11 protein-coding genes and 2 pseudogenes are annotated in these 15,694 nt (G+C 42.4%); 4 read left to right on the top strand and 9 right to left on the bottom strand.

The window, feature by feature from the left end:
• Positions 1 to 81 precede the first annotated feature (81 nt).
• The 7 genes from QJS82_RS08160 to QJS82_RS08130 all read right to left on the bottom strand — a co-directional run bounded on the left by QJS82_RS08160 (position 82) and on the right by QJS82_RS08130 (position 10,882).
• A complete protein-coding gene (locus tag QJS82_RS08160) occupies positions 82 to 1,794 on the bottom strand; it encodes a multidrug ABC transporter permease/ATP-binding protein (protein ID WP_281490145.1) in 1,713 nt (570 codons plus the stop codon).
• 153 nt (positions 1,795 to 1,947) lie between these two features.
• Positions 1,948 to 4,080 (bottom strand): TonB-dependent receptor, encoded by a 2,133-nt coding sequence (locus tag QJS82_RS08155; RefSeq protein WP_348651548.1) that lies wholly within the window; start codon positions 4,078 to 4,080, stop codon positions 1,948 to 1,950.
• 355 nt (positions 4,081 to 4,435) lie between these two features.
• Positions 4,436 to 6,409 (bottom strand): Fe(3+)-hydroxamate ABC transporter permease FhuB, encoded by a 1,974-nt coding sequence (gene fhuB / locus QJS82_RS08150; RefSeq protein ID WP_281490143.1) that lies wholly within the window; start codon positions 6,407 to 6,409, stop codon positions 4,436 to 4,438.
• Positions 6,406 to 7,371: a TroA family protein gene (locus QJS82_RS08145; RefSeq protein ID WP_281490142.1), complete on the bottom strand. Its 966-nt coding sequence runs from the start codon at positions 7,369 to 7,371 to the stop codon at positions 6,406 to 6,408. Before QJS82_RS08145 ends, fhuB begins: the two co-directional genes overlap by 4 nt.
• Positions 7,368 to 8,129 (bottom strand): ABC transporter ATP-binding protein, encoded by a 762-nt coding sequence (locus tag QJS82_RS08140; protein ID WP_348651567.1) that lies wholly within the window; start codon positions 8,127 to 8,129, stop codon positions 7,368 to 7,370. The genes QJS82_RS08145 and QJS82_RS08140 overlap by 4 nt, the downstream gene beginning before the upstream one ends.
• A gap of 92 nt (positions 8,130 to 8,221) precedes the next feature.
• Positions 8,222 to 9,391 (bottom strand): siderophore-interacting protein, encoded by a 1,170-nt coding sequence (locus tag QJS82_RS08135; RefSeq protein WP_281490140.1) that lies wholly within the window; start codon positions 9,389 to 9,391, stop codon positions 8,222 to 8,224.
• A gap of 555 nt (positions 9,392 to 9,946) precedes the next feature.
• The gene (locus QJS82_RS08130; protein ID WP_281490139.1) at positions 9,947 to 10,882 is read right to left on the bottom strand and encodes a LysR family transcriptional regulator; all 936 of its coding nucleotides are present in this window, start codon (positions 10,880 to 10,882) and stop codon (positions 9,947 to 9,949) included.
• Positions 10,883 to 10,980: 98 nt separating this feature from the next.
• Here QJS82_RS08130 and QJS82_RS08125 point away from each other — a divergent pair, with 98 nt between their 5' ends.
• Positions 10,981 to 11,415 (top strand): DMT family transporter, encoded by a 435-nt coding sequence (locus tag QJS82_RS08125; protein ID WP_201621889.1) that lies wholly within the window; start codon positions 10,981 to 10,983, stop codon positions 11,413 to 11,415.
• Positions 11,416 to 11,423: 8 nt separating this feature from the next.
• The gene (locus QJS82_RS08120) at positions 11,424 to 11,885 is read left to right on the top strand and encodes a DMT family transporter (protein ID WP_281491697.1); all 462 of its coding nucleotides are present in this window, start codon (positions 11,424 to 11,426) and stop codon (positions 11,883 to 11,885) included.
• Between the two features lie 44 nt (positions 11,886 to 11,929).
• Here the strand turns inward: QJS82_RS08120 and QJS82_RS08115 are convergent, their stop codons facing one another.
• Together QJS82_RS08115 and QJS82_RS08110 are read right to left on the bottom strand one after the other, a co-directional pair.
• Entirely contained in the window at positions 11,930 to 12,835 is a 906-nt protein-coding gene (locus tag QJS82_RS08115) for an alpha/beta fold hydrolase (protein WP_281490138.1), read from the bottom strand.
• 61 nt (positions 12,836 to 12,896) lie between these two features.
• On the bottom strand, positions 12,897 to 13,439 hold the full coding sequence (locus QJS82_RS08110) for a PaaI family thioesterase (RefSeq protein ID WP_281490137.1): 543 nt from the start codon (positions 13,437 to 13,439) through the stop codon (positions 12,897 to 12,899).
• A 632-nt stretch (positions 13,440 to 14,071) separates the two neighbouring features.
• Between QJS82_RS08110 and QJS82_RS08105 the strand changes: the two are divergent.
• Positions 14,072 to 14,667 (top strand): annotated as a pseudogene (locus QJS82_RS08105) (IS3 family transposase); the annotation flags it as partial.
• A 45-nt stretch (positions 14,668 to 14,712) separates the two neighbouring features.
• A pseudogene (locus tag QJS82_RS08100) lies at positions 14,713 to 15,453 on the top strand (IS256 family transposase); the annotation flags it as partial.
• Between the last annotated feature and the right edge of the window lie 241 nt (positions 15,454 to 15,694).

The following is a 15,694-nucleotide window of genomic DNA, read 5'->3' as shown; positions in this document are numbered from 1 at the left end:
TTTCTCCTGCTTGATATAGGTGTTACCTGGCAATGGTTATGCTTTGGTATCAGATATTTTAGTGATATGACTTATCATCAATTACTCTAGCATAGCAATGGCGTCCGCACTGGCACGCTGGCGTTCTTCTGCATTTAACTCCGTCAGTTTTCCTTCTTTCATCATCAGCAAGCGGTCAGCATGCTCAAAATAACCGTCGTCATGACTGATAATAAACAGTGTTTTGCCCATGGCTCTTAATTCAGGAATCAGCGTTTGATAAAATACTCGGCGAAAAGCAGGGTCTTGGTCAGCGGCCCATTCATCGAGCAGCAGAAAGTCCTTTTGTTCGGCGACAGCGAGCAGCATAGCCAAGCGTTTGCGTTGTCCTTGTGACAGCTTGTCGGTAGACAGTCGATGGTCAGTTACCGTCACTTTATCTTGCAGGTTTAATTTATGCAGCCACTCGGTCACTAAAGACATATCAGGGTCATTGTCTTGACTGCCGATTAATTGTTTAAAAAGATGTTGATCGCTAAAAATGGCAGAAAATAGCTGCCGATAATGGCTATTATTGTCCGAATCAATCACCTGTTTGTCTACTTTTACAGCGCCTGTCGTAGGTGTAAAAATACCAGTAATTATTTTTGCAAGGGTAGACTTACCGCTACCATTAGAGCCTATCAAAAATACCACTTCGCCGCGCCTCAAGGTGAGATTGATATTTTTTAAAATGTCATCAGTAAGCGCCTCATTTTCAGGTACACCTTCTTGTGTGTGATGGTTTATACCTTGATAGCGATAGCTTACATTGTTCAGTGAGATGGTCTGCCAGTCACTTTTTGCGATATTAGTTAAAAACGCTGGCTGATAATCAGCAAGCGCCAACGTCTGTATTTTATCTAACGCGACTTGCGCCGTTTGTAAAGTGGGATAAGCGCCAACGGCTTGTAGTAGGGGCGATTGCATAAATAAAATGGTCAAAGAAAAAGTGGTGGCAACGCTCATGGGAATATTAAAATAGTTTGAGACCGCAAAGACGACGCCAATCGCTGCAAACATCATAATGTTCGACCAATTCACTGCTGATAAGTGAAAGGTATCTGCTTTAATAACACGCTCTTTATAGAATTGGGCGTGACTCAAAAACTCATTGGTATACAGCTTTTGCGCGCGGTGCTGATTAAGTGCAAGCTCTTTTCGCCCTTCGATAATAGATTGATAATCTTGATACAAAAGATCATTAATCTCCCTTAATTCCGTTAAATGCTTATAAACGTGCTTCACCAAAATGGTGCTTATCCAAATCGTCATTACAATCCAAACCATGATGATTAGCAATAGTGGCAATGACAACCAACCCAAATATAAGGCGACTCCGCTAGATAAAATAATCCCCTGAACCAACTCTGGCATACGAACAAAGGCCACGGTAATCGATTGGATATCGGTAGATAAGCTGGCGAGTAGTTGGGCGTTCCCTAACTGGTCAATTTGCGGAACGTTGGTATCGATGATTTGTTTGACCAGTTTGGTTCTGAGCTCATACACAAATCTATGACCCAAGCGGGTTAGGGCATATTGTGATAAAAAAGTCGTGACTAATAGGAGAACGACTAACGCTGAAAAATAACCTAAACTTTGCCATGACAAGGTATTAAAAACAGGCTGACTGATAAAAGTGTGATTAATATAAGCAATAATACCCACACTGACCGCCGCATTGACTAAATTTAATAAGATAACTTTGAGAAAAGGCAGGCGGTAATGCGACCAGATCATATGATATAGAGAGGCTGTAGCGCGAGAGGACATAAGGACTCAATAATAAAATGAATTTTGCATATTTTTAGATAGCACAAAAGGGAGTAGGTGGCGCCTAATCCCTTTTATTCAAACCCGATAATGATTCTATAACGACAGTTTATTCAGTATAGTCGTTTCATTGGCGAAGCTTAGCGTTCAAATTTAAAAGTCAAACGTCGCTGAAACTTTTAACGCAGTGGGTTCGCCCGCATTTAAATAACCAGCATCTGTATAACCACCGACTGACTGCCAATAATCTTCGCCCGTGACATTGGTTACCATGCCTTTTAAGGTAACATCTTGACCTGCTAGCACGGTTTTATAGCGAGCACCAAGATCTAACGTCGTATAACCGTCAACTTTTAAGGTATTGGCATTATCGGCATAACGAGGGCCTGTATGAATGATATCACCTGTTAAGGTTAGTCCTTCGAGTGCCGCAACATCATATTCTAGATTGACATTACTTTGTAAGGTAGGCAGACCGATGACTTTATTACCATCTAGCGCTGAATCACCGGTGTCTTTTTGTTTGGCACTTAAATAACTGACGCCCGCATTTAGACGCATATTCTCGCTAGGGCTACCAAATACGGTCAGTTCTACACCTTGGTGACGGTTTTTACCAGCAGATATAAGGGTGTTTGAAGCATCGATATAGTCACGTGCGGTATCAGTGCGGTACACGGCTAAACTACTGCCAATAAGCCCGTTGTCATACTTTACGCCAATTTCAGTTTGTTCGCTCACGTAAGGGTTCAAAGCTTGACCCGCATTAGTAACAGGTGCACTATTATTTGTTTGCGGGGCTGTTTTTCCTGGCGCTAAGCTTTCGATATAGTTACCGTAGAACGACCAGTCCATGTTTGGTTGATAGACAATACCGATACTTGGTGTCCACTCACTCTTATCGTAATGAGCAGTTTCTACCTGCGTGTTGGCATCATAGCTGGTGGTTTTTATATTTTGATGACGCACACCTAACGTGGTTTTAAGTTTGTCATCGAACAGCGATATGGTATCTGCTAGCGCAAAGCTTTGTAGTTGTTTCTCATTGGTTAACTTTGGATCATCTAAGTTACCGCCAAACGTAGCTGTACTTGTAAAAGGGACTTCAGTATAGTCGGTAGGACGGTATAAATTGGTCGCAGGTTGATTGCCAAGATCAAACGCGAATGCGCCTTTTTCTTCTTGATCATATAGGTTTGCTGCCAGAACCAAATTATGAGCCACTTCACCGGTTTGCAATTTACCACGTAGACCAAGTTCGGCACTTTGTACCAAATCTTCTCTAGAGTTATCAAAACGATAAATTGTGCCCGCACCATCAGCATTGTTGACGGTTAAGGTGGCTAGTGAGTTTTCTTCCTCGCCACTTCGCATGCCGTAAGCACCATAAGCGGTGAGATTATCATTAAAATCATATTCTCCTCGAATGGTACCAAAGATATCTTTTTCATCTGAGTACGTCCAAGGCTGAGCCCAGTTTTTTGAGCCGTCTGGCGCTTTTGGTATGCTAGAAACACCACCAAGATTGACGCTAGGACGAGTCTCTTTAAGTTTATTATCTTGCCAGCCCAAATCTGCTGATAATCGGTATTGCTCGCCTTTATAATCTAGCCCAAGCGCTGCCAATCCTAACGTTGAAGATTCATCATCGATGGCACTATCGCCATCTTGATAAGCGGCGTTAAAGCGCACGCCAAATGCATCCTCAGTGCCAAAACGGTCACTCACGTCGACGGCAACTTTACCTTGGTCACCTTGACCATAACCAAGCGTTAATTGGCGTAGGGGAGCATTACTAGCACGCTTTGGTAGTAGGTTAATCGTACCACCAGCATTGCCGCCACTGGGTGCTGCACCGTTTAGCATAGCAGATGCGCCGCGTTGAACTTCAACACGCTCGAATAGTTCGGTGGCGATATACTGTCTAGGCAATATACCGTATAGACCGTTAAACATCGTATCATCTGATGTGGTGATGAAACCGCGCATAAAGTAAGCTTCTTGAAAGTTGCCAAAGCCCCTTGCAACGCGAACAGTGGGGTCTTTTTTAAGCAGGTCGCCAACACTTTGGGCTTGTTGGTTGGCAATGTATTCGTTGGTATATGATGTGGTAGAAAATGGCGTATCCATAATATCTTGATTGCCTAAAATCCCTACGCGGCTTCCCGTCGCAACTTGGCCACCTTCATAAGCATCTGGCAATCCATCTGCTGACGCGTCAGCACTACTGGTCACCACGATCGTATCAAGCACCACGCTTGGAGTATCAGATTGGGCGTCGACCATTAAATCCGTTTGTGCTAATGAAGCTTGGCTTGCACACAGTATGATGACTGAGGTAGATAAACAAGAGTAACATACGGATTTTAATAACAGAGGATGAGAAAAACTCGATGGTTTAAGGTGAAATAAAGCGGAGTATAAGCGAGACAGTTGCATCAATATTTCCAGCGCATAAGTTAAATGCTTATTATAATGATAATCATTTCCATTGCAATATATTGCTGCATTAATACTAAATATATTTGTGAGACTACAAAGGGTTGTCCATCAACCTTAAAGTGCTTGTGATAGTATTAATGAATCTCAGTCATATAATATGATTTGAAAGTTAGCTAGTGTTTTTACCAATCTAAGCGGATTAAGCCTTAATACGCCGCATCAAATATAGAAAATATGCCCCCCCAATAATAGCAGCAATGGTGCCTGCAGGAATCTCATAGGGAAATATAAGATAGCGCCCGATCCAGTCCGCTATAACCATTAGGCCTGCGCCTAAAATAGCAGACAATTGAATTTGCCGTTTGAGTTGTACTGCGCCTAAGGTGGTCGCAAGGTGAGGGATCATCAGACCCACAAAACTGAGCGGACCCACTGCTAACGTTGATATCGTACTAAGTAATGCTACAAGAATGAGTACCAAGCTTTGATACAATCTCAAAGATACCCCAAGCTCACGGGCGATCCCACTACCTAGGCTCAATATCTCTAATGGTTTTATGACCATAAAGCTTAATAGGAAAAGTATAAAAGCCAATCCTACTAAAATCCATGCCGTTTCTGGACTGGCAAGATATGTAGAACCTGATAGCCAACTTAGCACCGCTTGTAACCGTTGATCGCCAGATATTTTTACCAGGCTTAATAATCCGCCCATCAATGCGGCAATGGCCACACCAACTAATAATAAATAAGCCGGATTGATACGACGGGCAAGCCATAAGATCAAACTGAGCACGATAAAAGCACCCAATAATCCTGATAATATAATACCTGTATAGCCAAAACTGGGCAGGAAAACAAAGGCCAGTACCACTCCTATCGCTGAGCCTGAGCTAATACCAAGTACTTCAGGGCTGGCCATCGGGTTACGTGTCAAGGTTTGTAGCAGCACGCCAGCAGTTGCTAGCATTATGCCAGTGGCGGCTGCGCTTAAAGTACGAGGCAATCTAAAATCAACAATTAAATGTCCTAGCGTACTAAGCTGCCAGCCATTTGAAGTAGCCGTAAAGATAAGTACGCCTATGAGCAACAGTATTAAGGCGATACTCCAACCCATTAAATGAGTGTCACGGCGTTCTGAAACTAAAGTCGGAATAACCTCATCGGTATGTTGACGACTTTGGCTCACGATTAACCATATCACCAATGGGGCACCAAGAATGGCCGTCATTGCATCAGCGGGGATATTTAGGCTTAAATAATGTTGTAACAGCGTCGTAGCATTACTGGTGATCCATAATAACAGTGCCCCAAACACATAACCCAATAGCAAACGGTAACCAATACGCCTTACTGAAAACACATTCACCAGTGTAGCAGCCCCTAAGCCAATAAAACCAATAGGCCCCACGCGACTGACGACAAGGGCGGTCAGTATTGCCACCAATCCTACTACCAAACCACGAATGAGATTGATAGGAACGCCCAAACTTTTGGCTTGCCTATCATCTAAGCTCATTATTTCTAATGGTTTTAATAAAGGCATTAAGCTAATAAAGGTGACCACACTAGCGATGCTTAATACGGCCGATACTTGCCAGTTATTCTGCGTGAGACTGCCCGCCGCCCACACCATGACGTTTAAGGTTTCTTCAGCATAATAAATCAATAATAAAGCAGTAATAGCGCCCAATAAAATATTGGTCACCAGTCCACCTAGTACCAATACCAAAGGATTCATGCGACTAGGCGCAGCTAGAAGAAAAACAATCGCCATACTACCAAGTGCGCCAACAAAGGCGACCCAGAAACTTCCCCCTAACGCCAAACTAGGCAGGAATAACGTGACAATGAGCAGCGCTATGTTTGCACCGCTACCGACTGCCAATGTTGTGTCTGAGGCCAGAGTATTTTTTACCAGCTGTTGTAATAAAACACTGACCAATCCTAAAAGACCACCAGCGGTTAATGCTACCAACATGGTCGGTAGGATTTGTAGCTGGATACTCATGTCCGAAAGCGATAGCTCAAATGAGGGTATGAATAATTCTAAAAAAGGCAGCTGCCAAAGTTGATGTACGACTGCATAACTGCTCACTACTGCTAGCAGCATTAAGAAAACGACCATCATATAAATACGGTTAGCAGACAAAAAATTATTTTTATTCATCATAAATCGGTATTGCCTACAAAAGTGACATTCGTTAAGCGCTCGGCTAAAACATTCATAGAAGCCACGCCACTATTGTTCCATGTCGCAGGCAGTAAGGTGATACAACGGCCTTTTTTGCTAGATGCATGCGCTTGATCAAAGGAATAACCCAAGCGCTGCCACACTAAGCTGTCTTCTAATTCAAGTTTGAGAAGGTCACTAAGAGGTTCAACGACCACAAGGCAAGTATCGTCATCAAGCTGCGCTAAGTCTCCTAGCATAATGGGCGTAAACCCCCATTGATTGCCATCTGCCAATGCCACTAGCTGTAGTCCCATCGTCTCTAAAGCAGGTTGAAACAAGCTATTATACGAAAACATACGCAAATTATTGGTGTCGGCAAATTGCACGACAGCCAATTTTTTGACATGAGGATAACGCGCATGAAAAGTCTGTCCCGCTTGTAAGATTTGTTTCTTACTGGTGTCTAAATAATCTTGCGCGGCTTGCGGTTTATTGATAGATCGGCCCAATTCTAATGTGGGTTCTATAAAGTCCTCCCACTTTGCGATTTGGTTGGGACTGGTCAATTCAATAGAGTGGATAGGCAAATCGCCGTACATAGGACGCAGGTGCGCATAAAAATCGTTGTCTATGACCAAATCCAAATCTAACTGAGAGAACATTTCAGGGTTGGGCTGATAGCGTGTTCCTACGTCGAGAGTTGTATCAGGTATAAGAGGCTTACCGACCCATTCTCTATAGAAAGGTTTATCGCCCATAGCAACTGGTGGGTATCCCATGGCAGTCAGCGTCGCCGCAATACCCCAATCGGGCGTCATGACTTTAGGCGTTTTTTGACTGTTTTTAGGTGACACTGCTTGTGGTGCTTGTGAGGTGGCGTCAGACGACTGGCAACTGCTTAACAATAAACTTGAGCATAATGCCACACATAGCCCGAACGAAAAGGTGAGCGCTTTCATATAACTGCGACTTTATGAGTAGTGGTAGGATGGGTTAGTAGGGTAAAATCGACACCAAATATCGAGCGCAGTACATCCTTTTCCATGGTGTGTTTGACATCATTCATATGGCACAGCTTGCCTTGTTTTAGGGCGATAAATTCATCACAAAACCTTGCTGCTAGATTTAGGTCGTGCAGGATAATCACAACACCTAAGCCTTGCTCATCGACCAATTGACGAATCAGTTTTAACACTTCTATTTGATAGACCACATCCAGCGCTGCTAGTGGCTCATCCAATAGAAGATACTTTGTTTGCTGGGCAAGGCACATCGCCAGCCAGACGCGCGCACGCTCACCACCTGACAACGTCGATACTTGGCGATCTCTAAAGGCGTCAACTTGAGTGAGGGCGATGGCTTTTTCTACTTGTTGATGGTCGTCGGCAGTCGGCTTTTGCAGCCATTTTTGATGAGGGTATCTGCCCAACATCACAAGCTCATAGACCGTAAAAGCACCCGCATCAGGTAGATTTTGCGGTAAATAGGCAAGATGCGTGGCCAGTCTTTTAGCGGAAAAACTACGCAAATCTTGACGTTCTATTTCAATACCACCTTGCGTGGGCGTCATCTCTCCTGCCATAGCCTTTATAAGGCTGGATTTGCCGGAACCATTATGCCCAATGAGGGCATAAAGTTTATTTGGTTCGATGATAAAAGAAGTCGGGTGAAGCAAAACTTTTTTTTGACGTATTAAGCTTAAATTATTGATGTGCATCATAGTGAGCAGTCGAAAGTAAATGGGGCATTTTAAAGAAAAGTAGCTAGTTAACGCAAATGATTTTCATTTTATTTATGAATATACGGCAGTTATTGAGCGCGCCAATAGACTTTTATGACCATATCTTGACGAGATAGACCAAGGGTTGCTTTTAATTGTTGTCTTAATGACTTGATGTCCGCCGCTTCAAGCGCACCCCATACCTTGCCAATCTTAAGAGGCAATGTTATTAATCTTGCATGTAATAAGCTTATGATTTGTTCAGGAATTTCGGTTGTTGGTGTCTTAATGATATGAAGTAGATTGTCTTGTAGAAAATGCTCATCATGACCTAAGCACGGGCAAAGGTTTAGAGTATGTAAATAATTGATATCTTTTGGATCTTCAGTGATAGCAATGACAAGGGGTGGTAACGGATTTTGCCAGTTCTCTAATAGATTGGCGACTGTAGGTAGAGAGGTTTCATCACATATTAATAAGCATTGACCCTCATTGAGGTGTTCTGTTTTCTCAGGATAGTCGCGCACCGTTTTTATTGGCATACCGCAAGCGAGAGAACGTGCCCAATTGCCACCTGGTGTGTCGCCATGGATATAAACATCTATCCAAGCTTGAACAGACAAGCTGATTGGATCTTGCCATGCTTTTCGCAGGGTGTAGTAGCGCTGTAAAGGCTTGTCATTATTACTTGACTCATCATTTAGGGTGGAGAAAACGTCAGAGTTTAACTCAAATAAATAAGCATAACCGGGATGATTGAGTGGGATAGTATCGGGTGCTGTGACCACCAGTCGATACATATTAGGGCTGACATAATAACCATCAATCACACTAAAATGCTGTTCTTGAAGTTTGATCGTACGCTTACCAAGCTTAGTAGCGGATGACTGCAATAACGCTATATATTGTTCATGTAGTGTCTCAGCGTCGCTAATAGGCACAAAAAAGTTGATAAAGTATTGATGATTAGAACTAGAAATGTTTTCAGGGAGGCTGTTATCTGTAGAACTGCTATCTTTTAACGCATTAGAGTTATTTTGATAGCGATTCATCGTCATAACATCTAACAGAAGACCGTCAGGATACAGTTCTGTTATTGATACTATATCGTACTCGCCGACTGAGGCCGAGGTAAAGGCATTGATAAACATCGCAAGTTCATCTTGATGCTCTTCATTGAGATGATGAATGAACATGGCTTTATCAGCAATGGCTAATGGGGTTTTATCGGTATCATAACGAGTAAGCGTTTCAGCCATAAAGGGTCATCCAAGCCAAAAAATCACATAACGGTTACTTCATATAACAGTCGATTAGGTGGCATTTGAAAATATAAGGATGTTACTGATAATCATTAACATCTAGATTATTATTACGTTAATTTGATTGTATGTCAACGTATTTATAATCTTAAGCGGGCTATTGTCATAGGATTATTGATATTTTTCTTTCAATCATAAGCGATGGTGATGATTGTTTCTGAAATAATACGAATCTTTAAAAGCGTGTTTAGCCGAGTTAAAGTCAGAGATTGGGAGGTTAAGGAGCGGTCTAAATGTTTATTTTAAATTCCCATGAAGTCGCAGTTGCCACTTAGCCATCAGGATGGTTTATTTTATTCAAACGCACGTGCGCATAGCTATTGCCTTGCCAAATCAGATTATAATCTAGTCTGATAGTCCAAAAAACATCCCGATTTTTCAACAATTAATAATCTGATTAGAAATACTTCTGAATGGGTGTAATGACATCTTTGTATTTCACCTTTTTGTCATAAAATTCATAGATGCTTATTACCTTTAAACTCTCGCTCTTTAATTGAGCTTCCAATCAAGAGGCGTGCCATAAGCCTCAGTAAAGTAATCAATCAACGTTCTTACATTTAGAGAGACATGGCGGGTGTTAGGATAAATAGCTGCGACATGCTGAGGTGTGGTTTTGACTGCCGTATCATAATTAGGCAGCAGCTTAATGAGCTCGCCGTTCTTTAAATACTCACCGATGAGCCAATCTGGAAAAAGCACAATCCCCATACCTTTGAGTGCAGATACCAATAAAGATTCTGCATTATTAGACATCAATAAGGCGGGCGCTAAGAATGGCGTCCAATCTTCACTTTCTGTTTTAAAAAGCCAACGATTGGGCCCTGTTGAGCCTTTATATACTAGGCATTTATGATGCGTCAGATCTGCTGGTGTTTGTAGCTTACCGTGTATGCGTATGTACGCTGGAGAAGCGGCAAGATGATAAGTTTGCTCGCCAAAGATACGCGCATGAAAGGTCGAGTCATTTAGAGTACCGATTCTAAAAATAACGTCAGTTGCATAATGATGAGGATCAATAAAGTCATCCGTTAACGTCAAGTCTATCTGTAATCTAGGATATTGAGCACTAAGCTGTGGCAGCCAAGGTGCGATATGTTTTTGTCCAAAAAACACAGGGGCGTTGATTCTGATTAAACCACCCGGTTCTAAAGTCCTGTCTTGAAGTTCCTGTTGTGCCGCATTCATGCTTTCAGTCATGGATTTTGCATAGCGCATAAACACATGCCCCGCTTCAGTCGGAATGACGGCACGTGTATTGCGATGAAAAAGCTGTTGCCCTAAAGAGTCTTCTAACTGTTTGATAATACGAGACACTTTAGAAGCTGACACGCCTTCTTTTCGAGCCACTACAGAAAAACTCTGAGCGTCAAAAACTTCTATAAAAAACAATAGTGTTTTTATGTTGATGGTATCTACCGTATTCATTTGTGCAACTTATGCAAAGGTCATTTCTATATTATAGCGTTTTTTAATGGGTATAGGCTGCGATACACTACGCCGCATCACTCATTAAGGATTGCTATATGCAAATTTTATTAATACTCATTGTTGTTTTAGGCGGCATGGGGTTGTCAGTTGAAGCGGGATTGCTTGGACCCTTAGGAAGTGAGGTAGGCGAGCTGTGGGCAACGTTGAGTATTTTTGGCGTTGGCGCTGCTCTGACATTCTTTTTGATGTTGTTTTTTAGTCCGCGAGACAGCCCTTCCTTTTTCTCACAGCCCCCTTTACTGCTGGTTGGCGGTATTTTAGGTCCTGTTTATGTGGTGGTATTAACCGTGGTGACACCGGTCATTGGTATTGCGTTGACGATGATTGGCATACTGGCTGGGCAAGTGTTTCAGAGTTTACTCATAGATCATTATGGTTTGTTTGAGACCATGGAGCGAAAAATAGACAGCAAACGAATTATTGCTTTATTTTTCATTATTGCCGCACTTATTTTTATGGCAAAAGGATAACCTAAATGATGCTTATTTTAATGATTGTATTGGCAATAATTGGCGGCGCGGCTTTAAGTGTTCAGGCAGCATTAAATGGTCGCCTTGGCAGCAACGTTGGGGTGTTTAAAAGTGCTTTTTTAACCTTTTCTGTGGGTGCGGTTGTGACCGCTTTGCTTATTTTCTTTTTTGAACCAAGTCATACTGTGACTTTGATGGATGTGCCTAAGTGGCAGCTGCTTGGTGCTTTATGCGGCATTCCTTATATCGTCATTATGGTGGTTGCGGTTCAGCGTATTGGTACTGCTGTAGCAACGGTAGCGGTTATTTTTGGTCAGCTGAGTATGAGCGTACTGATCGATAATTTTGGTTGGTTGGGTAACGAGGCGATTAGCCTTACAATCAGTAGGATGGCGGCGTTGGCTTGCTTAGCTATTGCACTTTATTTTATTTATGCCAGTAGTAAGTCTGAGCCTAAAGAGGCTCAGTAGTTCATATGTATTGATTATAACTAGACATATTTTTCACTTTGTAGCTATGAAGAACTGGGTGTATTACTACTGAATCTTTTTATAATGATAGTCGCACACTGTTCAGGCGCTTCCATTGGCAGAAGATGTCCATTATCTGATAGCTCAATGATGCGTTCAACAGGGACGAGATCTTCCCAAACTTTACGAACCTCATTGCTAATAAACATAGAGGGTTTGCCAACAATAATGGTGTAGGGGACATCAAGGTCGTTGAGCTCTTTTAAAGCATCATTGACAAAAGGAGTGTCAAAGTAACTTGCCAACTCTTGCTTAGGGTCGAACAGTAGGCTGTATTGCCCTTGCTCATTTTGGACAAGACTGTTTTTTGCAACGACATAAAGATTGTTGTCATCAATACGTTTGAAGGGGCGATGTGCCCGTAGATAGTTGTAATATGACTCAATACTCTCCCAATTCGTTTGCTTGGCTAACGTGCTTTTGAACGGTTCTTGACCAACCTTTAAGTCGTCAGGCGCAGCGTTCATCATGAGAGTTTGCGATTTGGTAAAAGTCACAGGCTCTATCAAATAAAGCTCTGAGAACAGCTCTGGACGTTTGGCTGCGGCGATGGCAGTGGCGGTAGCACCTTGAGAATGTCCAATACCGACGATAGGGCTGTCTTGTGTCTTCTCTAAAAAATCAATCAATATATCGGCATCTTGCTCGCGGGTAAGCTTCTTAACGGATGGTAAATCATGCCAGTAGCCGCGCATGGCAAGACTGGTGATAGCAAAGTGCGCACTGAGCTTGGTTAATAGTGGTAAATAGACGCCAGTCGTAAAGCCGTTGCCACCATAGAAATGAGCCGCGGTCCTCGATTTGTTTTTATCCTTATTACCCAACGCAGACAGGTCGTAATAGCGCGCTTGTTTGTCATCTAATGTGTTGGTGCGTTCGAATGTTTGCATGAAATTAGCCTTAGAGTTTATCAATAGTCAAAACCAGTGAAGTAAAATTTTGATATTGTTTTTACTGTGGCATGTCAAATATTAAACAAGTCGTGGTGGCGTGCGCATATAGTTTGCCATTAGGACCAACGATGCGACCTTCAGCCGTAGCTGTCTGACGCCCCACATGGATGATCTTGGCCTCAGCACGCACCAGCGGAATAGCTGTCGTCAAGGCGCGAATCATATTTACCTTAATCTCTAGCGTGGTATAGCCTTTACCAGCGGGTAAAGTTGAGTGAATAGCGCAGCCGACAGCGGAGTCGAGAATGGTACAAAACCAACCACCATGCACACTGCCCAGAGGATTGTAATGTTGCTTACCTGGCCGACCCTGAAAAATAGCACTACCATCCTCTATATGGATAGGGATAAAATCCAGTGTCTCGCCAATCGGTGGCGAGGGCAACTCTCCAGCAAACATCGCCTCAAAGAGTGCCTTACCGCTCATACTCGCCAATTGATCAGGTGACGTGACCCCTGAAGCGCCTAATGTCGCGCGTACTCGTAATTCGTCGGCTTCCCAAGTAGAAAGCTCCCCCACCACACCTGTATCTGTTTTCATGACATCCATTTTCTTGTCCTTCATTCTATTAATTGTTTTTCAGACTCAATATTCCCAAGGTGGGAAGGGTAGTTTACGTCTACGTAAGTAAGACTTAGTGAGTCATATCTAGTCCAATAACCAAATAATAATCTAAAATGGATTAGTTAGTACTAAAAAGATAGTGACTATAGGATTTTTTGTGCATTTATGACAAGTTCAAACCCCAATTTTCATAAAGCCACCTGACAAATATTATTATTACTAGTTTTGACGTAAGCTTTACAATCACGGACGTAGAAGAAGTAACAGTATAATGTTTGTGTATTTCACTTAGTGATAGAAGTATCTATACATGCTATTTTTAGACTCGCAATATTATAGGTAATCGTATCTAAAAATTTTAAATTTTAGATATAAACTAAGTTTGCAAAAGTTCATTGTTTTAAAACTACCTTGCCAGCTGTACCATCCATTCGATAGTTTTTAATTTCCTCGACAATAACCAGATTAATGCTGTCTTCTATCTCATCAAGGATAACGTTGAACTACTCTGTAGGCTTGTAGAGGTTATCGTTAGCTGCTTTTGAAGACACCTTGACCCTCTGATCACAGAAGAAGGCGTGCAATACACCTTTCACACTGCAGGCATTGGCATCATATGCTATCGCTACAAACTCTTTAAGATTACTATCGACTCTAATCATAACAAGCTAGCTTATCCAAATGTGCTGGATCGGAAGTTTGACATCGGTCGACTTAATAAGTCTTGGGTTGGCTATATTACTTATATTTGTATAAAGGCTGGCTGTACCTAGCCGGAGCGAAAGATTTATATACCAAAGAGTTGGTCGGCTATGAGATCAATAAGCGTATGACTGTTGATTTAGTCTGTAAAGCGTTGAACATGGCCATCAAAAATAAACGACCCAGCCAAAGACTGATTGTGCATTTTGATAGAGGCCGTCAATACTGTAGCCATTCATACTACAAGATCATTGATTAGCACCAGTTTATAGGCTCAATGAGTGGTAAAAATAATTACTTTGATAATGCGTCAATAGAGAGTTTCTGGGGTATATTGAATAATGAGCTTGTGTATCATTAGGGCTATAAAACAAGGTTTACAGCAACCAGTAAAATCACAAAATATATAGAGCTGTATTACAACCAAACTAGGATTCATAGAGGCTTAGACTATAGATCGCCAAGACAGATGTGGTTTGTCTTTTATCGTCAGGCTGCGTAACTAAAATCTCTCAAGCTTAACTGTACGGATTTGACGGCAGGGGTCAGCGTCTATCCTATCGTCTATCTGGACTGCATCGTCGTGAAGATACATCAAGACAAGCAGATCATCAACAAAGCCATTTACTTAGCGCTAGGTGTTGCTCTTGATGGTAAAAAAGAGCTGCTTGGTATGTGGTTATCAGAGAATGAAGGCGCTAAGTTCTGGCTGGGTGTTCTCACTGAATTACAAAACCGCGGGGTACAAGATATCCTCATTGCCTGTGTCGATGGCTTAAAGGGCTTCCCCGATGCCATCAACACCGTTTATCCCAACGCTCAGGTTCAGCTGTGTATCGTGCATATGGTGCGCTATTCAATGAAGTTTGTACCTTGGACAGATAAGAAGGCCGTAGCGGCTGATTTAAAGGCCATCTATGGCGCTGATACGCTTGAGATAGCAGAGGCCAATCTTGAGCATTTCGACGAGGTGTGGGGTGATAAGTACCCGCATGTGGTCAAGTCTTGGCGCAATAATTGGGAGGGCTTAACGGTGTTCTTTGGTTACCCTAAGGACATCAGAAAAGTGATTTATACCACCAATGCTATTGAGTCTTTAAACAGCGTGATTCGGACAGCTGTGAATAAGCGTAAGGTGTTCCCATCTGATCAGGCAGCATTCAAGGTGGTGTACTTAGCCACCCAGCAGGCATCCAAAAAGTGGTCGATGCCAATCCGTAACTGGACGTCTGCCCTTAATCGCTTTATGATTATGTTTGATGACCGTATCAGTAAGCATTTAATCTAAATGGCAGTTACACAGAATCTGGGATGGTCTCGTCTAGCCTGTCACGCCGGGGGTCGCGGGTTCGAGTCCCGTCCGCTGCGCCATATTTAAAACTTAGTTTTAATACAAAAGTTTCAACCTCAAGTATTAGTTTACTTGAGGTTTTTTTGCGTCTGCTTATTTTTTATGCGCCTTTGATTAAAAGTACGCTCATTTTTTCTGTTAGCCCTATCTACTATTGATCATTCGTCGGATCAAAATA

Source organism: Psychrobacter maritimus (assembly GCF_029953575.1).
Lineage (GTDB): Bacteria > Pseudomonadota > Gammaproteobacteria > Pseudomonadales > Moraxellaceae > Psychrobacter > Psychrobacter maritimus.
The sequence above is the reverse complement of the archived record's forward strand: the minus strand, read 5'-3'. Positions and strand labels throughout refer to the sequence as shown.